This window comes from Crossiella sp. NPDC003009 (assembly GCF_053591555.1).
On record NZ_JBSFUA010000026.1, the window covers coordinates 75,814 to 101,805 of the forward strand.

A 25,992-nucleotide genomic window follows, 5' to 3' on the forward strand; every position below is an offset into this window, starting at 1 on the left:
CGCCATGGGACACCGCGCCAACTTCGTGCTGGTCGAGCCCGACGGCGACTGGAGCCTGCGGTACTCGCACTGGGCGGCGAACACCCTGGACACCGACCTGCTGCCTGGCCCTGAGCACGCGGTGCGCCTGGTCCGCGCCCAGCAGCCGACTGAGGAGTGGCTGGACCAGCGCTGGGGTGAGGGCGGGCTGCTGCTGGACCTCCGGCGGCGGGTGGTCCTGTTCTTCTCCTGGCACCTGCGCGAGCTGCCGCTGCGGGCGGCCGTGTTCGCCGTGCTGGCGCGCACCTGGCCGGGCTGGCAGGTGCGCTGGGCCTACCGCGGCATGGCCGAGCTGCGGGGCTGGGTCGGGCTGCCCCCGGGGCAGCAGCCGCCGGAGCCGCCGGAGGAGCTCAGCGCGGACCCGGAGTTCGCCTTCGACTCGCTGGTAAGCGTGCGGATGGCGGAGGGGATCCGGGCCTACTCGGTGGACCCGGAGGACGACGCGCTCGCCTGGCTGGGACCGCGACTGCTGGACCTGCTGCCGGCGGAGGGGCTGGTGCGGAGCGGGGAGTACCTGCCCGGCAGCGGGCTGCACCTGGACCTGGTCGGCCGGGAGCTGGGCCTGTGGACCACCGGCACGCTGCCGGGCGAGGTGGACGAGCTGGCCGCGCGCTGGCCGGGCTGGCGGGTGCGGTTCTGGGCGGACCGGTTCGCCGAGCAGTTCGGGCGGATCGGGCACGCGGTGCGGCTGCCGCCGGTGGATCTCGCGGCGGGGCTGACCGAGCTGGAAGCGCGGTTCCGGCGCGGTCTGGACGCCGATCCGGTGGCGAGCTTCCGATCCGGGATGGCGCTACTGGCCGAACAGGGCCGCCGGCTGGAGGTCAGCGCCGCCACCGCCGCGCACGGGCTGGTGCGGCCCAGTCCGGCTGAGGTCGAGGCGGTGCTGGCGGAACTGCGGCCGGGCGGGTGATGCGCGCGGCCCGCCGCGCTCGGTAGCGTGGGTGGCACGCGCAGACCCGCCGCGCCGAGGGGGCGTTGGTAACCCGGGCGGGCCGAGGACGTCTCATGTCGTGGACCGTGTTGTTGTTCGCGTTTCTCCTGCTGGGCTGGTTGACCGTGTTCGTGCCGGTGTTGCTGGCGCGGGCGGTGGCGGCCGAGAAGGACGTCCGGGTGCGGGTGCACTCCTTCCCCGCCCCGCGTATCGAGATCGAGGTGACCAGCAGCGCGGGGCAGCGGCAGTGACCGCGTGGCGGAGAACACGGCCCAAAACGCCGCACTGTGGCGCAGAACGCGCCGGTTCTGGTAAGCGGCCATACCCCGTGGGTGCGACGATTCAGGTATGGCTGCTGTGAAGTCGCAACCGACCCGGATCCTGGTCGTCGGTGGGGGCTATGTCGGTATGTACACCGCACTGAAGCTGCAGGCCAAGCTGCGCGCGAGCGAGGCGTCCGTGACGGTCGTCGATCCCCAGCCGCACATGACCTACCAGCCCTTCCTCCCCGAGGCCGCCGCGGGCTCCATCGAGCCGAGGCACGTCGTCGTGCCGCTGCGCCGGGTCCTGAAACGCTGTCACGTGCTCACCGGGCGCGTGACCGAGATCAACCACGCCGACAAGCGAGCCATCGTCGCCTCGCCGACCGGCGACCTGGAGTCCGTGGACTACGACGTGCTCGTGGTCGCCCTCGGCTCGGTCGCCCGCACCCTCCCGATCCCCGGTCTCGCCGAGCGCGGCATCTCGTTCAAGACCGTGGGCGAGGCGATCTATCTGCGCAACCACGTGCTGTCCCGGATGGACCTGGCCTCCACCAGCGACGACCCCGAGCTGCGCCGCAAGCTGCTGACCTTCGTGGTCATCGGCGGCGGCTACGCGGGCATCGAGGCGCTGGCCGAGCTGGAGGACATGGCCCGGTACGCCACCCGCTACTACAAGAACGTCAAGCCCGAGGACATGAACTGGGTCCTGGTCGAGGCGGCCGGGCGAGTGATGCCCGAGGTCAGTCCGAAGATGGGCGTCTACACCGTGGAGACTCTGGAGGAGCGCGGCATCAAGTGCTACCTCGACACCAGGGTCGAGTCCATGGTGGACGGTCACGTGGTGCTCAGCGACGGCACCGAGCTCGACGCCGAGACCATCGTGTGGACCGCGGGCGTCAAGGCCAACCCGGTGCTGGAACAGACCGACCTGCCGCGGGACGCCCGGGGCCGGGTGCGCTGCACGGCCAACCTGCAGATCGAGGGCATGCCGGACGCCTGGGCCGCCGGGGACAACGCGGCCGTGCCGGACCTGTCCCGCACCGAGGAGGATCCCACCGCCACCTGCAGCCCCTCGGCGCAGCACGCGGTGCGGCAGGCCGTGCACCTGGCCGGCAACATCCTGGCCTCGCTGCGCGGCAAGGAGCTCAAGCCCTACCGGCACAAGTACGCCGGTTCGGTGGCCAGCCTCGGCCTGTACAAGGGCGTCGCGGATGTCTACGGGATCAAGCTCAAGGGCTTCCCGGCGTGGTTCATGCACCGCACGTACCACGTGAGCCGGATGCCCACCTTCAACCGGAAGTTCCGGGTCCTGATCGACTGGACCCTTGCGCTACTCTTCCGGCGCGAGGTGGTGTCACTCGGTCAGATCAACGACCCCAAGGCCGAGTTCGCCCGCGCCACAGCGAGTTGAGCTACCTAGGGTGAAAATTCCATACTTCGGGCGTATGGGTTACTCCATCTGGAGTTCCTCGACACCACGGCGTACGGAATGTAACTTGAGGTTGTCTTGACATTCTGTGAGTTGGAACTTGAGACTACGCCCGGTGCCGCACCTGAACGTGTGAAGCATCACACCGAAGAGAGGTGACCGCCATGTCGATCGAGGAGCTGGCCGCCCTGGTACGCGAGGGGAAGGCCAAGGACAGCGCGCTCGCCGACTACGCCGCGGAGTACGCCAAGGCGCGGAAGGTCTTCCGCAAGAAGGACGACTGACACGTGACCGCCGCCGGACGGGGGCAGGAAGCCGGATCCAGGCCACCTGGTCCGCCTGCCGCCACCGAGGTGATCGACCCCGAGTCGACGCCCACCGAGGTGGCGCCTGCCGCCGTCCCGACTCCGGCCAGTCCGTCCAGGACGACCCCGCTGCTGCTCCAGGGGCAGGACTACTACTACCGCTCGCCCAGCACCTGCCTGGACTTCCAGGAACGCGTGCACGAGATGGGCCTGGTGGAAGAGGACGGCGGTGACCCGCTGCCCTGCGTGCTGGTGCTGGCCCGGGCCGCGGACATGGAGATGAACGAGCTCTCCCTGGCGCTGGCCGAGCGCGGCATCCGGATGGTGCGCATTGACGCCGACCGCTGCCTGAACCTGCCGCTGACCATCTACACCGACGCCCCGCTGGTCGAGCTGGACCTGCGGCTGCTGCGGCCGATCCTGGTCTGGCGCAGGCACTTCGACATCTCCGCGGTGCCGGTGGACCAGCGCACCATCAGCGGGGCCTACGCCGCCGACCAGTGGCGCTCGGTGATCAACTGGCTGGCCCAGCGCACCGACTGGGAACACGTCAACCCGACGCGGGCCACCTGCCAGCTGGACCGGCTCACCCAGCTCTCCGACGCCACCGCCTTCGGCCTGCGGGTGCCGCGCACCGCGGTCACCACCCAGCCCGGCCGCACCAGGCCCGGCGGCGGCCGCTGCATCGTCAAGACCGCCGGCCAGCACCTGCTGGAGCCGCGCCCCGGCGCGCTGCACGGGCTGTTCCCGCGACCGCTGGACACCAGCAGGGCCAGCGACAGCCCGGAGTCCGCGCCGGTGATCGTGCAGCAGTTCCTCAACGCCGAGGGCGAGCTGCGGGTCTTCGTCGTCGACGACAAGCTGATCAGCTACCGGGTGGAGAAGCTGGACCCGGCGCAGCTGTGGGTGGACCCGGACGCGGTCAAGGTGACCAGGGTCGACATCCCCGAGGAGCTGGCCCCCAAGCTGCTCGCGCTGGCCAGGCACTGGAACGTCCAGGTCGCCGCCTTCGACCTGCTGATGGCCGACGGCGAACACGTCTTCCTGGAGATCAACGTGAGCTGCGACTGGCGCTGGTTCGAACACCGCGCCGGCAGCACGGAGGTCTCCGACGCGGTGCACGACTGGGTGGCGGGCCGCTTCGCAGAGCTACTCGACGCCCGTGCCGGTCTGTAGCCCGCACGGGCCTCCGGAGCTGGGCTTTCCTGCGGCCGGTCGGTCCAGATGTGTTCGGCCGCACGGGCGAGTTGTCGTGATTGAGACCCGAAAGCGACCTTTTACGGCTTAGGCTGCCCGCTGCCCCCGTAGCCCAATCGGTAGAGGCAGGCCCCTTAAAAGGGTCCGAGTGACGGTTCGAATCCGTCCGGGGGCACCAATCAGCGGCGTCGTCCGCCCAGGTCAGCGGGATTCCGTTCGGCTGACACCTGGGCGAACGGCGCCGCTTTCGACTTTGCTGATAACCATCACCATTAGTAGTTGATCATCAGACGGATGGTCACCCGGTCATCCGAAAGAGAACCGTCATGGTTGTCGCCGGATCGGGCGCTTCCCGCCGTCATAGGCTGGCCGGGTGGAAGCCAAGCCGGGGCAGGCCGAGGTGCGCGGACGGGTGCTGGTCGTGGACGACGACCTCACCGTGCGCGACGTGGTCCGCCGCTACCTGGAGGGCGCCGGGCACCAGGTCCGGCTGGCCGGGGACGGCGAGCAGGCGCTGGCCCTGTTCGAGCAGGCCGCGGCCGACCTGGTGGTGCTCGACCTGATGCTGCCCGGCATCGACGGGCTTGAGGTCTGCCGCAGGCTGCGCAGGCACAGCGCGGTCCCGGTGGTCATGCTCACCGCGCTCGGCGAGGAGGAGGACCGGGTGGCCGGGCTCCAGCTCGGCGCGGACGACTACGTGACCAAGCCGTTCAGCCCGCGCGAGCTGGTGCTGCGGGTCAACTCGGTGCTGCGGCGGCTGCGGCTGCCCGCACCGCCGCCCCGGCTGGACCAGCTGGCCGACGGCGACCTGCGCCTGGACCCGGTGGCCCGGCGCGCCACCAGGGGCACGGCCGAGCTGGCGCTGACCACCCGCGAGTTCGACCTGCTGGCCTTCTTCCTCGGCCACCCCGGCGAGGTCTACACCAGGGCCAGGCTGCTGGAACTGGTGTGGGGCTGGGACTTCGGCGACGCGGCCACGGTCACCGTGCACGTGCGCAGGCTGCGGGAGAAGATCGAACCCGACCCGGCCAACCCGGTGCGCATCGCCACCGTGTGGGGCGTCGGCTACCGGTACGACCCGGGTCCGGCATGAGCGAGCTGCTCGACGCCTGCGCCTACGCGCTGAGCTTCTCCGTGCCGATCGCCGTGCTCGGCGCGGTGTTCCTGCACTGGAGCCGGGACCGCTCGCTCACCGCGGCGATCACCGTCGCGGTGCTCACCCCGCTGCTGGCCACCCTGGCCGGGGTGACCGCGGTCAGCGGGTTCATGTTCACCAGCCAGCTCACCACCACCGTGGTGATCTGCGTGCTGGTCGGCCTGGTCACCGTGCCGGCCGCGGTGCTCTTCGGCCGGGCCATCGCCCGGCGCAGCGTGTGGGAGCGCGAGGCGCGGGCCAGGGAGCGCGCGGCCGAGGCGGCCCGGCGCGAGCTGGTCGCCTGGATCAGCCACGACCTGCGCACCCCGCTGGCCGGCATGCGCGCGATGACCGAGGCGCTCACCGACGGCGTGGTCACCGAGCCCGCCGAGGTGCGCGGCTACCTGCTCGGCATCGGCCGGGAGACCGAACGGGTCTCCGGCATGGTCGATGACCTGTTCCAGCTGTCCCGGATCACCGCGGGCGCGCTCAACCTGGAGCTGACCGCGCTGCCGCTGCGCGACCTGGTCAGCGAGGAGGTCGCCGCGCAGGCCGCGGTGGCCCAGCGGGCCGGGGTGACCCTGCGGGAGGCGCCCAGCGACTGGCCGGTGGTGCACGGCAGCGCGCGCGAGCTGGGCCGGGTGCTGCGCAACCTGCTCAGCAACGCCATCCGGCACACCGGCCGCGGCGGCGTGGTCGCGGTCACCGCGGGCGAGGTGGACGGGCAGGCCTGGCTGGCCGTGGACGACGCCTGCGGCGGCATCCCGGACGGCGAGCTGCCCAGAGTTTTCGACGTGGCCTACCGGGGCAGCGCGGCACGGACTCCTGAGCCCGACCAGGCCGCCGGAGCCGGTCTGGGCCTCGCCATAGCCAGGGGACTGGTTGAGGCCCACCACGGCCGGATCAGCGCCAGCAATCACGGTCCGGGCTGCCGGTTCGAGATCCTGCTGCCGCTGGCGCGCTGAAGGGCTGGCCAACAGGTTCACTCGATCGTGTCATCGGGGTGCGACACTGGTAGCTGATGGGCGCGGAAGAGACAGGACTTTTCGGGCCGGACTCGGTCACCTGGCGGGTGCACTCGGATCCGGTGCTGTTCCTCGGCGGCCTGCGGGCGCTGTTCCTGCAGGCCCTGCACCCGTTGGCGATGGCGGGTGTGGCACAGCACTCGAAGTTCGAGTCGGACCCGTGGGGCAGGCTGCTGCGCACCGCCGAGTACGTCGGCACGGTCACCTACGGCTCGCTCAGCCAGGCCAAGCAGGCCGGCGCGGTGGTCCGGCGGGCGCACCGGGGGCTCACCGGCGTGGAGCCGGAGACCGGGCAGCCCTACCGGGTCACCGATCCGGAGCTGCTGCTGTGGGTGCACAACTGCGAGGTGGACTCCTTCCTGGACACCGCCCGGCGCAGCGGCATGCGGCTCACCCCGGCGCAGGCCGACGCCTACCTGGCCGAACAGGTTCGCGCGGCCCGGCTGGTCGGCGTGCCGGAGGCGATGGTGCCGGACTCGGCGGACGCGCTGGCCGACTACTTCGCCCGGCTGCGCCCGGTGGTCCGCAGCACCGCGGCAGCCCGGCGCACCGCCCGGTTCCTGCTGTTCCCGCCGATGCCGACGCCGGTGCGGCTGCTCACCCCGGCCCGCCCGGCCTGGGCCGCGCTGGCCGCGCTGAGCTACTCGCTGCTGCCGGACTGGGCCCGCCGCGCCTACGGCCTCACCGGCCTGCCCGGCACCGAGCTGACCGCGACCGCGCTGGCCCGCTCGCTGCGGCTGGTGCTGCTCGCGCTGCCCGGCTCACTCCGTCAGGGTCCGCACTACCGGGCGGCGCAGGCCCGGATCGCATCGGTGTGTAACCGGCCCGCCTAGTGGGTATCCCCCGCGCGGGGGTCACCCGGAAAGGCAGGCCATGAGCGCACCAAAACCACAGGTCACCCGAGCCGCGGGCCCGGACCTGGTGGAACATGGACCCGAAGGCGCCGATGTGCTCTTCGTCCTTGATCCAGCAGGCCTGGGCAAGCACGGGGAGCTGCCCGCGACCTGGCGGGACTTCGCCCGCTCCACGCACATCGCCTGGCTGCGCCTGCCCGCTGCCGAGGCCGCCATGCCCAGGGCCAGGGACGTGCTGGAGCGCCTGGCCGACGGCGGCGGCGCCATCGACCTGCTGGCCGAGGGTCAGGCCGCCGGACCGGCCATGCTGCTGGCCACCGACCACCCCAAACAGGTCCGCTCGGTGCTGCTGGTCGACCCGGAGCCGTGCTCCGGCGAGGCAGCGGCCGGGCACGGCGCGACCCAGCTGGATCAGGCGCTGCTCAACCTGCGCAGCGTGCCGATCGAGCAGGTGCTCACCGGTCACGGCGTGCGGGTGAAGGTGCTGGACCGCGGCAGCGAACCGGTGCCGCTGGGGCACCCGAGGGTGGTCGCCGAGGTAGCCGGGGAGCTGCGGGGCGAGCACGTGCCCGCGCGGGCTCGGTGCACCGCGCGGCGGCCGTCGGTGCCGGGACAGCTCTGGCAGGCGCTGCGGATGCGGATCGCGGAACGCCTGCTGCGCTCGCGCTGAAGGCTAGGCCCGGCTGCCGCCCACCACGCCGTACTCGTAGGCGAAGACCACCGCCTGCACCCGGTCCCGCAGGTCCAGCTTGGTCAGCAGGCTGCTGACGTGCGTCTTCACCGTGTGCTCCGAGAGCACCATGGCCTTGGCGATCTCCGCGTTGGACAGCCCGCGGGCCACCAGCTCCAGGGTCTGCGCCTCGCGCGCGGTCAGCGTGTCCAGGCGCGGGTCCGGGTTGTCCGGGGTGGGCCGCAGCGCGCGGCTGACCACGTCCTGCACCAGGCGGCGGGTCATCGACGGGGCCAGCATCGCCTCGCCGGTGACCACCACGCGCACCGCGTGCACCAGGTCGTCCCTGCGCACGTCCTTGAGCAGGAAGCCGCTGACCCCGGCGTGCAGCGCGTCGTAGAGGTACTCGTCCAGGTCGTAGGTGGTCAGCATGACGACCTTGGCGTCGGTCTCCGCGCAGATCACCCTGGCCGCCTCGATGCCGTCCATGGTGGGCATCCGGATGTCCAGCAGCACCACCTCCGGCCGCAGCATCCGGGTGGCGAACACCGCGTTCGCGCCGTCCTCGGCCTCGGCCACCACCTCGATGTCGGGCTGGCTGTCCAGGATCAGCCGGAACCCGGCGCGCACCAGCTCCTGGTCGTCGGCGATCACCACCCGGATCGGCTCCACGGTCTGCTCGGTCACCACGCTCAACTCCGCCTCTCCACCCGGTTCACCGGGAAGTCCTTGTGCGCCAACGGGATTTCCGCCGTCACCGCGAATCCGCCACCATCGCGCGGCCCGATCCGCACCATCCCGCCACAGGCGCCGACCCGTTCCCGGATGCCGACCAGCCCGCGCCCGGCCCTGCCCTGCTGCTCGGTGAGGTCCGCGCCGATCCCGTCGTCGAGCACCCGCACCGCCAGCTCGGCCCGCGACCAGCTCAGCCGCACCTCGGCCCGGCCGGCGCGGGCGTGCCGCACGGTGTTGGTCAGCGCCTCCTGGATCAGCCGGTAGACCGCCAGCTCGGTGTCCGGCGGCAGCGGGCTGGGCGTGCCGTCCACGGTGTGCTCCACCCGCAGCCCGGTCGCCCGGACCGTCTCGATCATGCGCGGCACGTCGTCCATGGTCGGCTGCGGGGCCCGGCCCACCTCGGCCGGATCCCTTGGCACCATGCCGAGCAGCCTGCGCAGCTGGGCCATCGCGTCCCGGCCCGCGGTGGCGATGGCGTCGAAGCTGGCCTCGGCGCGGGCCGGGTCGTTGCGCACCACCAGCGGCCCCGACTCGGCCTGCACCACGATCAGCGCGACCGCGTGGGAGAGGATGTCGTGCATGTCGCGGGCGATCCGGGCGCGTTCGGCGCTGGTGGCCCGCTCGGCCTCCAGCTGCTGCTCCTGCTCCAGCCGGTGCGTGCGCTCCTCCAGCGCGAGGGTGTAGGCGGCGTTGGTGCGCACCGCCCAGCCCAGCAGGTACGCGGTGACCGTGCAGGTGATCAGGAAGGTGAACTCCTGGAACTGCATCGGGTCGAGCATGTTGTGCACCCCCACCGCGAGCAGCGCCAGCGCCAGGGTGACCCGGCGGATCAGCGGTTCGCTGTGCCTGGCCACGGTGTAGACGCCGACCAGCGGGCCGTAGATGCTCCACACGTCCGGCAGGTCGAGCCCGATGTAGACCAGGTCGGCCACGCTGACCGCGAGCATGGTCAGCATCGGCGCCTGGCGGCGCAGCAGCAGGGGGAGCGCGGTCAGCGCCGCGACCAGGTAGCCCCACCAGGGTGAGACGCCGCCGATGCCGAAGGCCAGCGGCAGTTCCACCGCGAGCAGCACGAGGACGACGACCAGCAGGTCCGCCTGGCGGGCACTCAGGTTTTGCAGCGGGCGCGGCGGACGCCAGCCGAGTGGTGTGGACATGCGCGCTCCGAACCACTGCGCGACCAGGGCAGTACCCCCCAACCTACCGCCGGTGTGCGCGCTGGGGTCAGGTGCGGACGGGGTCCGGTTCTGCCGGTTCTGTGGGTTGCGGGGGTCCAGCTGCCACGGCGGGGTGGTCGAAGAGGTGGTCAGCGGCCGCACAACCGGCGCCCGCACCCGTCGTACCCGCCCCTCCTCCTTCGCCGCCTCCACCCGTGTCCTCCTCCCGCCCGCTGGGCGAACTCGATCAGCACCGCCCGGCTGACCTGGGAGTTCACCGCGAGGTCGGGGTGCCGGCCAGCAACGCGCGGTACTGCTCCACGGAGTAGGCGCCGGAGTCCGGCACGGGCGGATGCGACACCGCGACCGCCCTCCCCGGCACGCGCCAGGTCTGCCCCGTCACTGTCCACCCCGACCCCGCCCGCGCACCTCCGCTGGCGGTGGCGAGTTGGGCACCCGCCGGGGAGGTAGCGCCCGCACGGGGTCCGACCTGGGGACTAGGCCGCATGGCGGCCGGACGGCCCGGAGATGTCCGGTCAACTGGCCTTTGTGGACTGACCAGCGCCGCCGGGTGCGTCTGTTGTGGACGGTCAACCCGCCGGACGGCGGTGCGGTTGCTCGTTTTCCTGATATGCCTGAGCTCAGCGCACCCGCACCGTGCTCAACAGCGCCGCGTGGTCGGAGTAGAAGACCCCCGGCCCGTGCCGGGGCAGCCGGGTGTCCAGGACCTGGCTGCCGGTCACCGTCGCGCCCCTGGCGAAGGTCAGGTCGATGCGCTGCGGAGTGATCATCCGCTCGGTCGGCTGCGGGCTCCAGGTGCGGCCCTCGGCGGTGCAGGCGTCCGGGTGGGCGGCGCGGAAGGTGTCGGTGAAGCCGGCCTCGGCCAGGAGGTCGGTGGTGCGCAGCGGGTAGGTCATGCCGAAGTGGTTCGGGCAGTCCTGCCAGCGGTCGGTCCAGTCACTGGCCGCCGGGGTGTTGAAGTCGCCACCGAGCACGGCAGGGCCGTCCGGCAGGTGGCGGGTGATGATCTCGGTCAGGTAGGTGGTCTGCGCGGTCTCCGCCTCGGCCACCGCCGCCGGGGTGTGCCGGGGCGGCAGGCCCGCGCGGAGGGCGGCGGCGTTCTCGTCGATCAGGTAGCCGTTCCACGGGTCGGTGTAGGGCAGCCAGGTGTCGAACAGGTTGAGGTGCCTGCCGCCGGGCAGCCGGACCTGGACGCCGCCGAAGTTGAAGGCGGTGACCTTGCCGCCGGCCGGGGCCGGATAGGTCCTGGTCACCGGGTAGCGGGTGAAGATCCACAGGTTGTCGCCGCCGGTGGTGCTGGGCGTGATCCGGGTGCCGGAGTAGCGGCCCTTGCCCGCCCGGTCGGTCAGCGCCTGGCGGATCTTCTCGCCCGCACCGTAGGTCTCCACCGCGAGCAGCACGTCCGGGCGGGTCGCCACGACCTGGTCCAGCAGCCGGGGCAGGTTGTCCGCGCCCGCGCCGAGGCCGCCGCGCCAGATGTTCCAGGTCAGCACCCGGACATCGGCTGGGGCGGCCTCGGCAGGGCCGGTCAGGCCGATGGTGAGGGCCAGTACGGACATGACCAGTCGGGACCACCGCATGCGGCGCAGGCTAGCGGCGGCCGGTGAACGGGAGATGGCGCAGTGGCCGGGGAGTCCCGTCCCCCAGAACTGGACTCCCCGGCCACGACCAGCAAAGCGCCTCCCGGCCGTCGGCGGAACTCATTCGAACCCGCTCGAATCCGCGCTATGTTCGGCCGGTGATGCTGCTGCGCTGTGACGCCACGACGGTGGCGAACATCCGGCTGTCGCACTCACCGATCATGGAAGCGGTCTGGTGGCTGAACCTGGCCGCGCGTGGCGGCAGGCACCCGGTCTTCGGCGACACCGGCACGCTGGCCAGGGACGCGCTCGGCGCGGCAGCGGTCGGCCTGGTCACCGACCTGCTGGCGCCGGCGGGCAACCACTACACCCCGGACCTGCTCACCCCGCAGCCCCGGCCGGGCGCGCCAGCCGAGGTGTTCCAGGCCCAGCTGGCCGACCTGGCGGGCAGCTCGGCGGAGGTGGTGCGCACCCAGCTGCGCTTCGCCGAGAGCCACTGGGGCCGGCCGGTCTCGGCCAGGGTGCGGCGGCTGGCCGAGGCGGGCACGCTGGCCGGGCGGCTGGCCGACGGGATCGAGACCTTCTGGCGGCTGGCGCTGGCCGAGGGCTGGCCCCGGATCGAGGCGCTGGCCGAGGCCGACCTCGGCGACCGGGCCAGGACGCTGGCCACCCGAGGGGTCGGCACGCTGCTGAGCACGCTGGACCCGAAGTGCCACTGGACCGGCTCGGCGGTGACCGTGGACAAGCCCTACTCGGTGGACCTCGACCTGTCCGGGCAGGCGATCGTGCTGGTCCCCTCGGTGCTCAGCTGGCCGAAGTTCATGCTCCAGTGCGACGACAAGCGGCAGGTCGCCCTCTACTACCCGGCCGCCAGGATCGGCCTGCGCGGCAGGCGGGACCCGGCCGAGCTGGCCAGGGTGGTCGGCGCGACCAGGGCTGCGCTGCTGGCCGACCTGGACGCCCCCCGCTCCACCGCGGAGCTGGCCGGCCGGCACGAGCTGGCCGCGGCCACGGTGTCCTACCACCTGGGCGCGCTGCGCCGGACCGGCCTGGTCACCGCGCGCCGGGACGGCCGGTTCGTGCTCTACCAGCGCAGCGCCCAGGCCGACGCGCTCCTCGCTGCTTCCTAAAGCTCGAACTCGGTGCCGTCCGGTGGCGCGGACACCCCGGCGGCCAGCACCTCGGCGTGTTCCGGCGAGTCCGGGTCCAGCACCGGGTTGGTGTTGTTCAGGTGGGTCAGGATCCGGCGCTTGCCGGGATAGCGGGACAGCAGGTCCAGTCCGCCGCCCGGACCGGCGATCGGGATGTGCCCCATGGACTTCTGGTCCGCGTCCGCCTTCTTCCCGGTGGCCCCGGACATCTCCGCCGCGGAGTGGAAGGTGCCGTCGATGATCACGCAGTCGGCGTCGGCGACGAACTCGTCGAAGCCCTCGGGCCACTCGCGCAGGCAGGGCGCGTAGACCAGCGCGCCGCCGGTGGCCGGGTCGGTGATCCGGTAGGCCACCACCCACGGACCGTCCATTGTGGACTCTTTGGCGTACCGGGGCCGCTTGCCGCTGACCGGGAACGCGGTCACCGCCAGCTCGCCGCCAAGGGTGAAGGCCGTGCCGGGCTCGACGGTGTGCCAGGACCAACTCCGGTAGTGCGCGAGCACTCCGCGCAGCCCGAAGTCCTCGGTCAGCCCGTGCAGCACCGCTGAAGGGGCCCAGACGTCCAGGTCGTCGCCCTCGCGCAGCAGCATCAGGCCCAGCGAGTGGTCCAGCTCCGCGTCGGTGAGCAGCACGCCGCGCAGCGGGGTGTCCCTCGGCGGCTTGGGGCGGAACTGGTTGTGCGCCAACAGCTGTGTGCGGATGTCCGGGCTGGCGTTGACCAGGAACCAGCGCTCGCCGGTGGCGCTGACCGCGATGCCGTCCTGGCTGCGGTGGGTCAGCAGGCCGTCCCGGCCGGCGGCGCACATCCGGCAGGCGCAGTTCCACTGCGGGAAACCGCCGCCTGCCGCCGTGCCCAGCAGCAGAACCCTCATCGCGCTCCTCGTTCGATGGCGAGCCACCGCATCGCCAGCGGCGCGTCCAGCGGTTCGGCGGCCTGGTGGTGGCGGGCCAGGATGGTGTCGATGATCGGCCGGTCCGGCGAGCGGGAGCACACCGGGTCGGTGGCCGCGGCGTCGCCGGTGAGCAGGAACGCCTGGCAGCGGCAGCCGCCGAAGTCGGTCTCCTTGCGCGGGCAGGCCCGGCAGGTCTCGCTCATCCAGTCGGTGCCGCGGTAGGCGTTGAAGGACTCGCCCTGGTACCAGATCTCGGCCAGCGGCCGGTCTTTCACGTTCTCCAGCTTCAGCGTGCTGATCGCGGTCGCCGCGGGGCAGGGCAGCACATCGCCGTTGGGGGCCACGGTCAGCTGGCGCGCGCCCCAGCCGTGCATGCACGGTTTCGGGTAGTCCTCGTAGTAGTCGGCCACCACGTAGACCACCTGCATCCGCTCGGCCAGCCGCTTGGTCGCCGCGCGCACGATCGGCTCCGCGGTGGCCAGCTGTTCTCTGGTGGGCATCAGCTGGGCCCGGTTCTTCAGCGCCCAGCCGTAGTACTGGGTGTTGGCCAGTTCCAGCCGGTCCACGCCCATGGTCTCGGCCATGGCGATGATCTCGCCGATCCGGTCGTGGTTGAGCCGGGTGAGCACCACGTTCCCGGTCAGCGGCAGGCCGACCCGGTGCACCACCTCGGCCGCGGCCAGCTTCCGGTCGTGCGCGCGGGCGCCCGCGACCTGGTTGCCCCGCACTGGGTCAGAGTCCTGAATGGACAGTTGCACGTGCGCCAGTCCCCGGTCGGCCAGCTCGCGCAGCACCGGCTCGGTCAGGCCGAGCCCGCTGGTCACCAGGTTCACGTAGCAGCCGAGCTCGCTCGCGTGCTCGACCAGCTCGCGGAGGTCATGGCGGGCAAGGGGTTCGCCGCCGGACAGGTGCACCTGGAGCACGCCGAGCTCGCGGGCCTGGGTGAGCACCGAACGCCACTGCTCGGTGCTCAGCTCGTTGTTCTTGGCGATCAGCTCCAGCGGGTTGGAACAGTACGGGCAGTGCAGCGGACAGCGGTGGGTCAGCTCGGCGAGCATGCCCAGCGGCGGCTCGGCCTCAGGCATCCGGCACCTCCAGCTCCACGATCCGCCGCTCCCGCAGCGCGAGGAGCAGCTCGGCCACATCGGTGACGGAGACCCCTTGGTAGCGCTCGGAAAGCAGCTTCACCACGGCGTCCACGTCGTTGACCCCGTCACAGTGCGAGAGCACCGCGGCCGCGGTCGGGTTGGGCACCAGCACGCCCTCGGGGAAGAGCAGCACGTGCGTCTGGCGCACCTTGTCGTAGCTCAGCCGCACGCCCCGGCGCAGCCGTGGCCGGGAGGTCCCGGTGATCTCGCTCATCCGGCTATCCCTTCGCCGCGGCACGCTCGATCGAGTCCAGCATGGACCACAGCACGTCGCACTTGAAGCTCAGCGCGGCCACCGCGGCCTCCTGCAGCTCGCGGGTGACGCAGTGCTCCAGCACCAGGTCGACGGTCTCCTTGCCCTCGCCGGAGACCTTGTCGATGCGGGTGGTGAAGTAGGCGAGGTCCGCCCGCCTGATCCACGCGTAGTTGGCCAGCACATCGGAAACCCGTTGGCGCATCAGGTGTCCGGCGAACATCTCGGTCAGCCCGGAGGCCACCCCGATGATCCAGGGCTGCTGCCGGGCGAAGGTGACGTAGGCGTCCACCGCGAACCGGGTGCCCGGCGCGACGTGCCGCTGGTCCAGCACTTCCTCGCGGGTGAGGCCGACCGCCTGGCACAGCCGCAGCCAGCTCTCCGCGCCGCCCTCGCCCTCGGTCCTGCCGTCGTGGTAGACGATCCGGTCCAGCCAGTGCCGCCGGACCGCAGGCAATGGGCAGTTGCTGATGATCGCCGCGTCCTTCTGCGGCAGCATGCACTGGTAGTACCAGCGGTTGGCCGCCCAGGTGCGCAGCTCGTGCTCGCTCAGCTCACCGGCGTGCATCCGCTGGTGGAAGGGGTGGGTTCCCCAGTAGCGATGGGACAGGCCCCGCAACGCGGCGAGGAAGTCCTCGCGTGACAACACATCCTGGCTGGCAGCCATCTCCGCACTACCTTTCGGGGGAGCTCCGACAGTGCTGGCGGCGGCGGAGGCGGGTGGGAGCCACAGGGCCGCGGCTCCCACCCTGGATGAGCATCAGTCCATGCGGGCCGCGTACGCGGTGACCTCCATGGGCGTGTCGTACTCGGTGAATTCCGGACGGGTCCACACTTCACGAGTTTCCATAACGCTCACTCCTCGGATCACGGGTGGTCCGCCGCCGAACCGCCCTCTCCATCGCTCATGGCGAGCGACACCACGCTAGACACGTTTTTCGGCATCCCGCCAGACGCCGTTCGTATTTTTCAGGGAACTTTCCAGACGGCGTTGACAGGCCTAGCGGTAAGCGCTTGCCTTGGGTAGGGTCGGCCAAACTGCAAACGGTTACATCCGACTCTGTGCCGCCGCCATCACCGCCGCCGTTCCCGCACTCCACCGGCATGATCAGGAGGGGCACGATGCACGCTCGACGGAGAACAGTCATCGGAGCTGTGGTCGCCGCCGCGACCGCCACCGCAGCGTTCACCGCACCGATGGCCACCGCGTCCGAAGCCTCGCCCACGGCGATCAAGCAGATCGCCTCCGGGCTCAACCAGGCGTGGGCCGTGGACTGGCTGCCCGATGGCACCGCCCTGTTCACCGAGAAGGACAGCAAGAAGATCCGCAAGATCGACAAGGCCGGCCAGGTCTCCGACGTGCAGACCATCCCGGGGGTCAGCGTCACCAAGGAGGCCGGCCTGCTCGGCCTGGCGGTGTCCCCGACCTACGCCGCGGACCAGCTGGTCTTCATCTACTACACCACCGGCAGCGACAACCGGATCGCCAAGCTCAAGCTCGGCCAGGCCCCGCAGCCGATCGTGACCGGGATCCCGCGCGGTTCCCAGTTCCACCACGGCGGCCGGATCGCCTTCGGGCCGGACGGTTTCCTCTACGCGGGCACCGGGGACGGCCAGAACGGCGCCAACGGCCAGAACAAGAACTCCCTTGGCGGCAAGATCCTCCGGGTCACCAAGGACGGCGCGGCCGCGCCGGGCAACCCGTTCAACAGCCGGGTCTACTCCTACGGGCACCGCAACGTCCAAGGCCTGACCTGGGTCGGCTCCCAGCTCTACGCCACCGACATCGGCGCGAACAAGGTCGACGAGCTGAACAAGATCGACGCAGGCAAGAACTACGGCTGGCAGACCTGTGAGGGCCCCTGTAGCAACCCCGGCATGACCAACCCGGTCAAGACCTGGTCGACCTCGCAGGCGACGCCCAGCGGCCTGGCCCACTACAAGGGCAGCCTCTACATCGCCTCGCTCAAGGGCGGCACGTACAAGACCAACCTGAGCGGCTCCGGCGGCAAGATCTACACCAACCTGGGCCGCACTCGCGCCGCGCAGGCCGCGCCGGACGGTTCGCTGTGGATCGTCACACCGGGCGGCATCTACACCTCCGACGGCAACTGACGGCCCGTCACCGCGATCGGGGCCCGTGGTCTTCCGGACCCGGGCCCCTCCGGCCATGATCGAGCCATGCCGAACACGCGGCGGTCCGCACGGGATGCCGTGCGCCTGCGTCCCCTGCGCTGGTGGTGGATCGGCGGCGCGGTCCTACTGGTGCTCGGACTCGGTGTCGCCACCGGCTTCGCGTTGTGGCCGCGCGCGACCAGCCTGACCGACGCCGAACGGGAGCGGGCCGCGATGGAAGCGATCCGCACCGCGCTGACCTCGGCGGGCGGGACCGCGGCCGCGCTGGCGCTGTTGCTCGCGGTGCGCCGCCAGCGCACCACCGAGGTGGCCCTGGACCTGCAGGACCTCGCCGCCACCGACACCCGGCACGACGCCACCGAACGCCGGGTCACCGAGCTGTACACCAAGGCGGCCGAACAACTCGGCTCGGACAAGGCGCCGGTCCGGCTGGCCGGGCTGCACGCGCTGGAACGCCTGGCCCAGGGCGCCCCTGAGCACCGCCAGACCATCGTCAACGTGCTGTGCGCCTACCTGCGGATGCCGGTCGCGGACCCCGATCCCGGGCAGGAACGCCAGGTCCGGCTGACCGCGCAGCACATCCTGGCCGCGCACCTGCGCCCGGACCGGGACGCCGACGGCCAGATCGCCAACGACAACTTCTGGCCCGGCATCGCGCTCGACCTGTCCGGGGCCACGCTGGTCGAGTTCAACCTCTCCGGCGGTGAGCTGGGCGCGGCCGTGTTCGTCGGCACCACCTTCGAGGGCGACGCCCGGTTCAGTGCGACCCGCTTCACCGGCCGCGCCCTGTTCACCCACGCCGTGTTCAACGGCAACGCGCGGTTCGCCAGGGCCGACTTCGCGGACAAGGCGGTGTTCCGGATGGCGCGGTTCGCCGGTGAGGCGTCCTTCCGCAACGCGAAGTTCCACGGCGACACGGGTTTCCGCGGTGCCCGGTTCGAGCAGGACGCCTGGTTCACCAACACTGACTTCCGCGGTGACGCCTGGTTCACCAGCGCCCGGTTCGACCGGTGCGCCCGGCTGACCGGGGCGCGTTTCCACGGTGACAGCCGGTTCGCCGAGGTGCGCTTCGCCGGTGCCGCGTGGATCCGGCAGGTCCACTTCCACGGCGATGTCTCGTTCCACCAGGCCAGGTTCGAGGGCACGGCCGCGTTCACCGGCACCCGCTTCGACGGCGCGGCCGGGTTCGCCGAGGCGCACTTCGCCGCGGCCGCCCTGTTCACCGGCGCGCGGCTGCCGGAACCGCGGTGAGCCGGCTCAGGCCCGCTCGGCCACCACGATCCGGTTGTCGTCGTAGCCCAGCTGCCCGCCGACCCACTCCCCGCCACAGGTCACCAGCACCAGGCGGTGGTTGCCGGTCTGGGCGAACAGCGACTCCGCGCGTTGCGGCAGCTGGTCCTTGTGCACGGTGTGCACCTCGGTGATCCGGTAGTTGTAGGTCTTGCCGGTGGCGTCCTTGACGGTGACCTTCTGGCCCTTGTCACTGCGCCACAGCTCGGCGAAGGGGCCGGTGGCGCCCTTCCAGTTCACGTGCCCGGCCAGCACGGTCGCGCCCTTGGCCGCGTCCAGGCCCGCGCCCCACCAGGTGGCGTCGCGGACGCCGTCGGGGACCGGGAGCACGCCGTCGGGGGCCACCTCGCGGCGGACCAGGGTGGCGGTGCCGCCCTCGGGCAGGCGGACGGTGCCGGGGCGCTGGCCACCGGCCGGTTGGGTGATCTGGTTGGGCTGGCCGGGTTTGGGCGGGGTGGTGGTCGTGGTGGTGGGCTGCGCGGGGTTGCCGCCGCCGGGCTGGCCCCAGCGGATCAACGGCGCGTCGCCCAGGTCGGTCAGCGGGCGGGCCCGCAGCGGTGACGGCGGAGGGTTCTCCACCGCCACCGGCTCGCCGACGACCGTGGTGGTCAGCTGGGAGGCGCTGAGCCCGGCAGCCAGGCACGCGAGAGCCACGCCGAGCAGGCCGAGGCCGGCCACCCGCGCGCGGTTGTCGCGTTTGGTCTCACCGGGATACAGCGATCTCCCCATGGGTCACCGCTGCTGCGGGCGTCGACGCAGAGCCATGACGCCCAGCGTAGCCATGACCAGGGTGAAAATGGCGAATCCGACCAGTCCCGCCGGTTCCACCTGGGTCACCGTGGCGGCCTGGGCCACCGGGCGATCCGGCTGGTCACCGGCCGGGATCACCCTGGGCACCACCGGTTTCTTCGGCACGTTGGCCTTGTTGGTCAGCGACAGCGCCAGGGTGTTGCCCGGCGCCACCGTGCCGCAGACCGTCGGCGGCTTCTTCGGGTCGAAGCCCTCCTCGTAGCCCTTGGCCGGGATCAGCTCGATCAGGCAGATCTCCTGCGGGGTGCGCAGGTCGGCCACCGAGACCTGGCCGTCGTCGCCGGTCTTGACCACCAGCGGCTTGCCGTCCACCCCGGTCAACGGCGACCCGTCCTGCTTCTCCGCAGGCGCTTCCTTGTCCGCGGCGGTGATCCGCATCGTCACGCCGGGGATGGCCGCGCCACTGGCCGCGTCCACCTTGCCGATCTTGACGATGCCCGGCTGGGTCACCGCGGGCACGGTGGCCTCGGCCGAGACCGGGGACTGCCCGCCGGTGGTCAGCGCGCGCTGGGCGGTGGGCTTGTTCGGCAGCAGCAGCACCGGGTCGGCGTTCGGGCTCTCCACGGTGGCCACCAGCTTGGGGTTGGGGCCCTTCGCGGTCACCGCGACCACCAGCGGCTTGCCGTTGGCCGGGGTCTTGACGTTGCCGTCACCGGCTTCCCCGGCCAGTTCGGCGTCCACCGCCTTCAGCTTCACCGGCACCCCGGCGACCGGCTGGCCCTTGGCCGAGTTGACCACCACGGTCCAGTTGCCCGGCTTGCCGATCAGCTGCCCTTCCTTGGGCGCGGTCACGGTCAGCGTCCACGGGCCGTAGTGCGCGTCCGCGTCGGCCTGCAGCCTGCCGACCGCCTGCCGGGCCTCCGGCGAGAGGCCGTTGAAGTGGAAGTCGACGTCGTAGCCGATGCGGGCGGAGTTGTTCGTCTTGGCCAGCAGCTTCGGGTCCTTGGTGCCCGAGGTCCAGCTGTGCAGCAGGTGCGCCAGCGCGGCGGCCTCCGGTTTCGAGGCGGTGTCCTGGTAGCGCAGCAGCAGGTAGGAGATCTTGGCCTTGGTCTCGGCGGTCAGCGGGGTGTTCCACTTGGTGGTCAGCCCGTCCTTGCTGGGGGTGTACTCGATCCCGTCGCCGGGCTCGTCGAGGGCGAACCGCACGCACCAGACCTGCCTGCCGCGCCAGGTGTAGGAGCCGATCCAGTCGTCTCCCTTGGGGCGGCCCTGGTACTCCTGCGGTTTCGTGTGCTCGCCGATGCGTTCCCCGGCGGCCAGCGCCGAACCGGGGATCGCCAGCCCGAGGCCGCCGGCGGCGAGTGTCACACTCAGCGCCCCGACCAGCAGATTTCTAAGGCCAGGCATGAAAGCTCCTTGTTAGCTACGGCCTGTCGCCACGCATGCTGTCGGGGTCGCCGGGCGAGCCGCAATCGGCCTTTAGAACTACGCAAGCAGGTGACGCTGTGGTGTCCCTCACCTTGCCGTATAGACCATTCGGCGCAAGCTGCTGATCTTGTCGGACTACGTTTTGATCCCTAACGGACTCGTCCTCATAACCCAGAGCGAAGACCAGGGGGCGCGTGAGACGATGATGATGCGAGTAAAGTCAGCTTTACCTGTCATGGAACCGGTCCGCGCCTTTGGACGTTGTACCGGGTGACGGCGCGAGCACGCTCCAGGAGGACCAGGTGCGCACTAGCAGTAACCCGGCGTTCCGTAACTTGCCCACCCAGGGCTCCGGTTACGCGACGTTCAACACCGGCGGCCAGCCCGCCGGTCACCAGGCTGGCTACCAGCAGCCGTACGACTCGCGGCCAGGGGTTTCCGAGCGTCCGATGACCGTGGACGACGTGGTGCTCAAGACCGCGACGTCTTTCGGTGTCACTCTGGTCGCCGGCTTCCTGACCGCCTTCTTCCAGGCCTACTACCTGGCCCTGCCGGCCGTGCTGGTCGGGTTCGGGGTCGGCCTGTTCCTGTCCTTCCGTCCGCGGCCGTCCGCGCCGCTGACACTGACCTACGCGGTGGCCCAGGGTGTCGCGCTGGGCGCGATCAGCGCCCTGATGGACCTGCGCTTCCCCGGCATCGTGGTGCAGGCGCTGATCGGCACCGCCGGTGTGTTCGCCGGCATGCTGGTCGTCTACAAGACGGGTGCGATCCGGGTCACCCCGAAGCTCACCCGCTGGGTGATCGGCGCGCTGGTCGGCGTGCTGGTGCTGATCCTGGCCAACATCGTGGCCGGCTTCTTCGTCCCCGGCGGCCTCGGCCTCCGCGACGGTGGCGCCATCGCGATCATCTTCAGCATCGTCATCATCGGTGTGGCGGCCTTCGCGCTGCTGCTCGACTTCGACCAGGCCGACGAGATGATCCGCTCCGGCATGGACGCGAAGTGGGCCTGGTACGCGGCCTTCGGCCTGACCGCCACCATCGTGATGCTGTACCTGGAGATCCTGCGCCTGCTCAGCTACTTCCGGCAGGACTGACCCTCCACCGCACGACAAACGAGAAGGCCCCCGGTGCTCCCGGGGGCCTTCCTCGTTTCTATGCCGCCAGACAGCTCAGCTCAGGCGTTCCAGGACCATCGCCATGCCCTGCCCGCCGCCAACGCACATCGTCTCCAGCCCGATGGTCTTGTCGTGCCAGGACAGCGAGTTCAGCAGCGTGGTGGTGATCCGCGCCCCGGTCATCCCGAACGGGTGCCCGACCGCGATCGCCCCGCCGTTGACGTTGACCTTCTCCAGCGGCACGCCCAGGTCGCGGTAGGACGGGATCACCTGGGCCGCGAAGGCCTCGTTGATCTCCACCAGGTCCACGTCGTCCACGCTCATGCCCGCTCGCTTGAGCGCCTGCTGGGAGGCCTGCACCGGGCCGAGGCCCATGATCTCCGGGGACAGCGCGGACACGCCGGTGGAGATCACCCGCGCCAGCGGGGTGATGCCGAGCTGCTTGGCCTTGGTGTCACTCATGATCACCAGGGCCGCCGCGCCGTCGTTGAGCGGACAGCAGTTGCCCGCGGTGACCCGCCCGTCCGGCCGGAACACCGGGTCCAGCGTGGAGACCTTCTCATACGTGGTTCCGGCGCGAGGACCGTCGTCGGCGCTGACCACGGTGCCGTCGGGCAGTTCGACCGGGGTGATCTCGCGGGCCCAGAAGCCGTTCGCGATCGCCTTCTCGGCCAGGTTCTGCGAGCGGACGCCGAAGTGGTCCATGTCCTCGCGGGTCACGCCCTTGGCCAGGGCCAGGTTCTCCGCGGTCTGGCCCATCGGGATGTAGACGTCGGGCAGCAGCCCGGACTCGCGCGGGTCCACCCACTCGCCAGCGCCGTGCTCGGCGGCGTGCTGGGTGCGCGCCTGCGCGTCGGCGAAGCGCGGGTTCTGGGTGTCCGGCCAGCCGTCGGAGTTGCCCCGCGCGTAGCTGGAGACCATCTCCACCCCGGCGCTGATGAACACGTCACCCTCGCCTGCCTTGATCGCGTGCAGCGCCATCCGGGTGGTCTGCAGGCTGGAGGCGCAGTAGCGGGTGATGGTGGTGCCGGGCAGGTGGTCGAACCCGGCCAGCACGGCGACCGCGCGGCCCATGTTGAAGCCCTGCTCACCGCCGGGCAGGCCGCAGCCGAGCATCAGGTCGTCGATCTCGCGCGGGTCCAGCTCCGGGACCTTCGCCAGCGCCGCCTTGACCATCATCGCGGTCAGGTCGTCGGCGCGGACGTCCTTCAGGGAGCCCTTGTTGGCGCGGCCGATGGGGGAGCGGGCCGTCGCCACGATCACGGCTTCAGGCATGTCGAGAACTCCTTTGTTCGCCTGAAGCGCAGCCTACTGTCCGGTAACGGCGGCGGAGTGTGACGTTGCCGGGGGCACCTGCTTGAGCCGCTGGTTCAGCTTGGCCACCAGCTTCGCGGTGGGCCGCCGCGCCTCGGCCGCGGCCGAACGGGTGGGCTGGGTGGGCAGCGGGCCGCCGTCCCACACGCCCGCGGCCGCGCACAGCTCGGGCAGCAGCACCTGGGTCGCCGCGGCGTACCCGGCCGCGGACGGGTGGAACATGTCCTTGCTGAACAGCTCGGCCGGCCTGGTCAGGAACTCCGGCGAGAGCAGGTCGGCCAGCGCCACCGGCTGCCCGCCTGCCATCAGCACCGCTTTGCGCTGGGCCCTGGCCAGGGTGAGGCTCCAGGACCGCACCAGCGAGCGCAGCGGCTGCGCGATCGGCCGGATCGCGCCCAGGTCGGGGCAGGTGCCCACGACCACGGCGGTGCCGGTCTCGGTCAGCCTGCGCACCGCGGCGCCCAGCAGCAGCGCGCAGGCGCCAGGGCTCAGCCGCGCGGTCACGTCGTTGCCGCCGATGATCACCAGGGCCACGTCCGGCGGGGTGAGCAGTGCGGCGTCGGTCTGCCCGGCCAGCTCCCGGCTGGTGGCCCCGCTGATCGCGTGGGTGAGCAGCCGCACCGGCCGCTCGGACTCCTCGGCCAGCCCCCTGGCCAGCAGCACTCCGGGCAGCTCCTCGTCGGTGTCGCAGCCGACTCCGGCCGCGGAGGAGTCGCCGAGCACGGCGAAGACGAGCGGGTCGCCGGTGATCCGGGGATCGGCCGGGTCCAGCGGCCCGACGCCCTCCGGCAGGTAGACGCCGTCGGCGCGCAGCGGCGCGGCCGGCACCCCGATGATCTTCCGGGCTCGCTTGGACTGCTCGGTCAGCAACCCGTACGCGGCGCCGGAGAGCCCGCCGATCGCACCCGCGGTGAAGACCGCGGCGCGGAGAACGCGCAATCCGAACATGGCCCGGCTCCCCTCCGCTCTGGTGGTCCCCCTATGGCCCCACCACCAGCTGTTAACCCAGTGTTCCGTAAGTAAGGCCGAACGGGTTAACGCCAGGCAGACATTTTTACTTCCCACTTTCGGATGAGGCGACGATTTAGCGCCTGGGCCAGCGGGACTACGCGAGGGGTGATTCGCGCCTCAGGCGCGGTCGGCGGGGAAGGGCAGCTCGGCCCGGTGCAGCGGGTCGTCGTAGTGCCCGAGCAGCGCGGAGAGCTGGTGGCCCAGCCCGGTGAGCGGGAACGGGATGGCCTTGCCCTCGAACGCCGTATCCAGCAGCGCGGACTCCAGCAGGTCGGCGCCGCGCCCGAAGGTCAGCGCGAACAGGCGGCCGTCCACCTCGGCCAGCAGGGCGGAGTCGGCGGCCCCGATACCGGAGAGCGCGAAGTGCTCGGCCAGCTCCTCCGGACCGGGCTCGCCCGGCTCGGCGCGCGCGGCGAGCACACAGGAGAAGTCCAGCTCAGCGAGGGGGAGCAGGCAGACCACGGCGGCCTGGTCCTGGCCGGGCAGCGCGAGCACGTCCCCGAAAGCGAGGGCGTCGGTGGTGAACAGGTGCACCGTGAGTTTCATGGTTACCCCCGACGCGAGCCCGGAACGGATCTTTCCGACCGGCCAAGAATACGTGACCGGGCGGTGGCCGACCGCCGCCAAGAGTGGCACGCGCCACGGAGTAACAGCGATCGGGTGACGGCGGGGGAGCTACGCTGACCCGGACGTCTCAACTACTGGGAGGACCGCGCGGTGGAGTACGCCGAGCACGTGATGGACCTGGTCGGCAACACCCCGCTGGTCAGGCTGAACTCCCTGACCGACGGCCTGAAGCCGCTGGTCCTGGCCAAGATCGAGTACCTGAACCCCGGCGGCAGCGTGAAGGACCGCATCGCGCTGCGCATGATCGAGGCGGCTGAGGCCTCCGGTGAGCTCAAGCCCGGCGGCACCATCGTGGAGCCGACCTCGGGCAACACCGGCGTCGGCCTGGCGCTGGTCGCCCAGCGCAAGGGCTACCGCTGCGTGTTCGTCTGCCCGGACAAGGTCAGCGAGGACAAGCGCAACGTGCTCAAGGCCTACGGCGCCGAGGTCGTGGTCTGCCCGACCGCGGTCGCGCCGGAGCACCCGGACTCCTACTACAACGTCTCCGACCGCCTGGTCAGCGAGATCCCCGGCGCCTGGAAGCCCAACCAGTACGCCAACCCGAACAACCCGCTCTCGCACTACCACTCCACCGGCCCCGAGCTGTGGCGCCAGACCGACGGCCGGATCACCCACTTCGTGGCGGGCGTGGGCACCGGCGGCACCATCTCCGGCACCGGCCGGTACCTCAAGGACGTCTCCGACGGCAAGGTCAAGGTCATCGGCGCCGACCCGCACGGTTCGGTGTACTCCGGCGGCACCGGGCGGCCGTACCTGGTCGAGGGCGTCGGCGAGGACTTCTGGCCGACCACCTACGACCGCACCGTGTGCGATGAGATCGTCGAGGTCTCCGACGCGGACTCCTTCGACATCACCCGCCGCCTGGCCCGCGAGGAGGGCCTGCTGGTCGGCGGTTCCTGCGGGATGGCCGCGGCGGCCGCGCTCAAGATCGCCGAGGGCCTGACCGAGGACGACGTGGTGGTCGTGCTGCTGCCGGACAGCGGCCGCGGCTACCTGTCCAAGGTCTTCAACGACTCCTGGATGGCCTCCTACGGCTTCCTCACCGCCGACCACAGCAGCGCCTCGGTGGGGGATGTGCTGCGGCGCAAGGACGGCACCCTGCCCGAGTTGGTGCACGTGCACCCGAACGAGACCGTCGCGGACGCCATCTCGGTGCTGCGCGAGTTCGGCGTGTCCCAGATGCCGGTGGTCAACGCCGAGCCGCCGCTGATGGCCGCCGAGGTCGCGGGCGCGGTCAACGAGAAGGACCTGCTGGACGCGCTGTTCGCGGGCAAGGCCGCGCTGGCCGACCGGGTGGAGACGCACATGTCCCCGCCGCTGCCCACCATCGGCGCCGGCGAGACGATCAGCACCGCGATGAAGGCGCTCACCGACGCCGACGGCGCGATGGTGCTCATCGACGGCAAACCGGCCGGTGTTGTCACCCGACAGGACGTGTTGGGCTTCCTCGCCGGCAGATAATGCCGCATTGGGACTACGCCCGTTCGGAGCATCCGATAGCGTTGCCGCAACCACACGACGGCCAGCCACCCCGA

At 71.3% G+C, this 25,992-nt stretch carries 27 protein-coding genes and 1 tRNA gene; 14 read left to right on the top strand and 14 right to left on the bottom strand.

Going from position 1 to position 25,992, the window contains the following annotated elements; all coding sequences use genetic code 11:
• Positions 1-4 precede the first annotated feature (4 nt).
• The 9 genes from ACWDY5_RS25095 (at position 5) to ACWDY5_RS25135 (ending at position 7,848) form a co-directional block, all read left to right on the top strand.
• Positions 5-949 (top strand): hypothetical protein, encoded by a 945-nt coding sequence (locus tag ACWDY5_RS25095; RefSeq protein WP_449724606.1) that lies wholly within the window; start codon positions 5-7, stop codon positions 947-949.
• Positions 950-1,044: 95 nt separating this feature from the next.
• Positions 1,045-1,221, top strand: a complete 177-nt coding sequence (locus ACWDY5_RS25100) for a hypothetical protein (RefSeq protein WP_449724607.1) — start codon at positions 1,045-1,047, stop codon at positions 1,219-1,221.
• A gap of 97 nt (positions 1,222-1,318) precedes the next feature.
• Positions 1,319-2,644 (top strand): NAD(P)/FAD-dependent oxidoreductase, encoded by a 1,326-nt coding sequence (locus ACWDY5_RS25105; RefSeq protein ID WP_449724608.1) that lies wholly within the window; start codon positions 1,319-1,321, stop codon positions 2,642-2,644.
• A 305-nt stretch (positions 2,645-2,949) separates the two neighbouring features.
• Complete coding sequence (locus ACWDY5_RS25110) at positions 2,950-4,143, top strand: ATP-grasp domain-containing protein (protein ID WP_449724609.1); 1,194 nt, start codon at positions 2,950-2,952, stop codon at positions 4,141-4,143.
• A gap of 122 nt (positions 4,144-4,265) precedes the next feature.
• Positions 4,266-4,342, top strand: a tRNA-Leu gene (locus ACWDY5_RS25115).
• Between the two features lie 195 nt (positions 4,343-4,537).
• On the top strand, positions 4,538-5,257 hold the full coding sequence (locus tag ACWDY5_RS25120; protein WP_449724610.1) for a response regulator transcription factor: 720 nt from the start codon (positions 4,538-4,540) through the stop codon (positions 5,255-5,257).
• Positions 5,254-6,264: a sensor histidine kinase gene (locus tag ACWDY5_RS25125; protein ID WP_449724611.1), complete on the top strand. Its 1,011-nt coding sequence runs from the start codon at positions 5,254-5,256 to the stop codon at positions 6,262-6,264. The genes ACWDY5_RS25120 and ACWDY5_RS25125 overlap by 4 nt, the downstream gene beginning before the upstream one ends.
• Positions 6,265-6,320: 56 nt before the next feature.
• Complete coding sequence (locus tag ACWDY5_RS25130; RefSeq protein ID WP_449724612.1) at positions 6,321-7,157, top strand: oxygenase MpaB family protein; 837 nt, start codon at positions 6,321-6,323, stop codon at positions 7,155-7,157.
• A gap of 40 nt (positions 7,158-7,197) precedes the next feature.
• On the top strand, positions 7,198-7,848 hold the full coding sequence (locus ACWDY5_RS25135) for a hypothetical protein (protein WP_449724613.1): 651 nt from the start codon (positions 7,198-7,200) through the stop codon (positions 7,846-7,848).
• Positions 7,849-7,851: 3 nt separating this feature from the next.
• Here the strand turns inward: ACWDY5_RS25135 and ACWDY5_RS25140 are convergent, their stop codons facing one another.
• From ACWDY5_RS25140 to ACWDY5_RS25155, 4 genes are all read right to left on the bottom strand, one after another.
• Entirely contained in the window at positions 7,852-8,535 is a 684-nt protein-coding gene (locus ACWDY5_RS25140; protein WP_449724614.1) for a response regulator, read from the bottom strand.
• Positions 8,536-8,540: 5 nt separating this feature from the next.
• Positions 8,541-9,740 (bottom strand): sensor histidine kinase, encoded by a 1,200-nt coding sequence (locus ACWDY5_RS25145; RefSeq protein ID WP_449724615.1) that lies wholly within the window; start codon positions 9,738-9,740, stop codon positions 8,541-8,543.
• Between the two features lie 274 nt (positions 9,741-10,014).
• Complete coding sequence (locus ACWDY5_RS25150) at positions 10,015-10,143, bottom strand: hypothetical protein (RefSeq protein WP_449724616.1); 129 nt, start codon at positions 10,141-10,143, stop codon at positions 10,015-10,017.
• 238 nt (positions 10,144-10,381) lie between these two features.
• The gene (locus ACWDY5_RS25155; protein ID WP_449724617.1) at positions 10,382-11,341 is read right to left on the bottom strand and encodes an endonuclease/exonuclease/phosphatase family protein; all 960 of its coding nucleotides are present in this window, start codon (positions 11,339-11,341) and stop codon (positions 10,382-10,384) included.
• A 161-nt stretch (positions 11,342-11,502) separates the two neighbouring features.
• Between ACWDY5_RS25155 and ACWDY5_RS25160 the strand changes: the two genes are divergently transcribed.
• Entirely contained in the window at positions 11,503-12,471 is a 969-nt protein-coding gene (locus tag ACWDY5_RS25160) for a DUF5937 family protein (protein ID WP_449724646.1), read from the top strand.
• On the opposite strand, the gene pqqB is transcribed toward ACWDY5_RS25160, so the two are convergent.
• The 5 genes from pqqB to pqqA all read right to left on the bottom strand — a co-directional run bounded on the left by pqqB (position 12,468) and on the right by pqqA (position 15,636).
• Positions 12,468-13,364 carry a pyrroloquinoline quinone biosynthesis protein PqqB gene (gene pqqB, locus ACWDY5_RS25165; RefSeq protein WP_449724618.1) on the bottom strand — a complete coding sequence of 299 codons (897 nt, stop codon included), beginning with the start codon at positions 13,362-13,364 and terminating at the stop codon, positions 12,468-12,470. The genes ACWDY5_RS25160 and pqqB overlap by 4 nt on opposite strands.
• Complete coding sequence (gene pqqE, locus ACWDY5_RS25170; RefSeq protein ID WP_449724619.1) at positions 13,361-14,470, bottom strand: pyrroloquinoline quinone biosynthesis protein PqqE; 1,110 nt, start codon at positions 14,468-14,470, stop codon at positions 13,361-13,363. Before pqqE ends, pqqB begins: the two co-directional genes overlap by 4 nt.
• Positions 14,463-14,747 (bottom strand): pyrroloquinoline quinone biosynthesis peptide chaperone PqqD, encoded by a 285-nt coding sequence (pqqD, locus tag ACWDY5_RS25175; protein WP_449724620.1) that lies wholly within the window; start codon positions 14,745-14,747, stop codon positions 14,463-14,465. The genes pqqE and pqqD overlap by 8 nt, the downstream gene beginning before the upstream one ends.
• Positions 14,748-14,751: 4 nt before the next feature.
• Positions 14,752-15,453, bottom strand: a complete 702-nt coding sequence (pqqC, locus tag ACWDY5_RS25180; RefSeq protein WP_449724621.1) for a pyrroloquinoline-quinone synthase PqqC — start codon at positions 15,451-15,453, stop codon at positions 14,752-14,754.
• 93 nt (positions 15,454-15,546) lie between these two features.
• Complete coding sequence (gene pqqA, locus ACWDY5_RS25185) at positions 15,547-15,636, bottom strand: pyrroloquinoline quinone precursor peptide PqqA (protein ID WP_185000163.1); 90 nt, start codon at positions 15,634-15,636, stop codon at positions 15,547-15,549.
• A 272-nt stretch (positions 15,637-15,908) separates the two neighbouring features.
• Here pqqA and ACWDY5_RS25190 point away from each other — a divergent pair, with 272 nt between their 5' ends.
• The gene (locus ACWDY5_RS25190) at positions 15,909-16,901 is read left to right on the top strand and encodes a PQQ-dependent sugar dehydrogenase (protein ID WP_449724622.1); all 993 of its coding nucleotides are present in this window, start codon (positions 15,909-15,911) and stop codon (positions 16,899-16,901) included.
• A 66-nt stretch (positions 16,902-16,967) separates the two neighbouring features.
• Positions 16,968-18,173: a pentapeptide repeat-containing protein gene (locus ACWDY5_RS25195; protein WP_449724623.1), complete on the top strand. Its 1,206-nt coding sequence runs from the start codon at positions 16,968-16,970 to the stop codon at positions 18,171-18,173.
• 6 nt (positions 18,174-18,179) lie between these two features.
• Here ACWDY5_RS25195 and ACWDY5_RS25200 read toward each other — a convergent pair whose 3' ends face one another.
• Together ACWDY5_RS25200 and ACWDY5_RS25205 are read right to left on the bottom strand one after the other, a co-directional pair.
• On the bottom strand, positions 18,180-18,941 hold the full coding sequence (locus ACWDY5_RS25200) for a class F sortase (RefSeq protein WP_449724624.1): 762 nt from the start codon (positions 18,939-18,941) through the stop codon (positions 18,180-18,182).
• A gap of 3 nt (positions 18,942-18,944) precedes the next feature.
• Positions 18,945-20,369, bottom strand: a complete 1,425-nt coding sequence (locus ACWDY5_RS25205) for an MSCRAMM family protein (RefSeq protein ID WP_449724625.1) — start codon at positions 20,367-20,369, stop codon at positions 18,945-18,947.
• A 323-nt stretch (positions 20,370-20,692) separates the two neighbouring features.
• Here ACWDY5_RS25205 and ACWDY5_RS25210 point away from each other — a divergent pair, with 323 nt between their 5' ends.
• Positions 20,693-21,484, top strand: coding sequence for a Bax inhibitor-1/YccA family protein (locus ACWDY5_RS25210; protein ID WP_449724626.1), 792 nt, complete (start codon positions 20,693-20,695; stop codon positions 21,482-21,484).
• Positions 21,485-21,559: 75 nt separating this feature from the next.
• On the opposite strand, the gene ACWDY5_RS25215 is transcribed toward ACWDY5_RS25210, so the two are convergent.
• The 3 genes from ACWDY5_RS25215 to ACWDY5_RS25225 form a co-directional block, all read right to left on the bottom strand.
• A complete protein-coding gene (locus ACWDY5_RS25215; RefSeq protein WP_449724627.1) occupies positions 21,560-22,780 on the bottom strand; it encodes an acetyl-CoA C-acetyltransferase in 1,221 nt (406 codons plus the stop codon).
• A gap of 33 nt (positions 22,781-22,813) precedes the next feature.
• A complete protein-coding gene (locus ACWDY5_RS25220) occupies positions 22,814-23,767 on the bottom strand; it encodes an SGNH/GDSL hydrolase family protein (protein WP_449724628.1) in 954 nt (317 codons plus the stop codon).
• Between the two features lie 180 nt (positions 23,768-23,947).
• Positions 23,948-24,376 (bottom strand): hypothetical protein, encoded by a 429-nt coding sequence (locus ACWDY5_RS25225; RefSeq protein WP_449724629.1) that lies wholly within the window; start codon positions 24,374-24,376, stop codon positions 23,948-23,950.
• A 171-nt stretch (positions 24,377-24,547) separates the two neighbouring features.
• On the opposite strand from ACWDY5_RS25225, the gene ACWDY5_RS25230 reads away from it, so the two are divergent.
• Entirely contained in the window at positions 24,548-25,918 is a 1,371-nt protein-coding gene (locus ACWDY5_RS25230; protein ID WP_449724630.1) for a cystathionine beta-synthase, read from the top strand.
• Positions 25,919-25,992 lie beyond the last annotated feature (74 nt).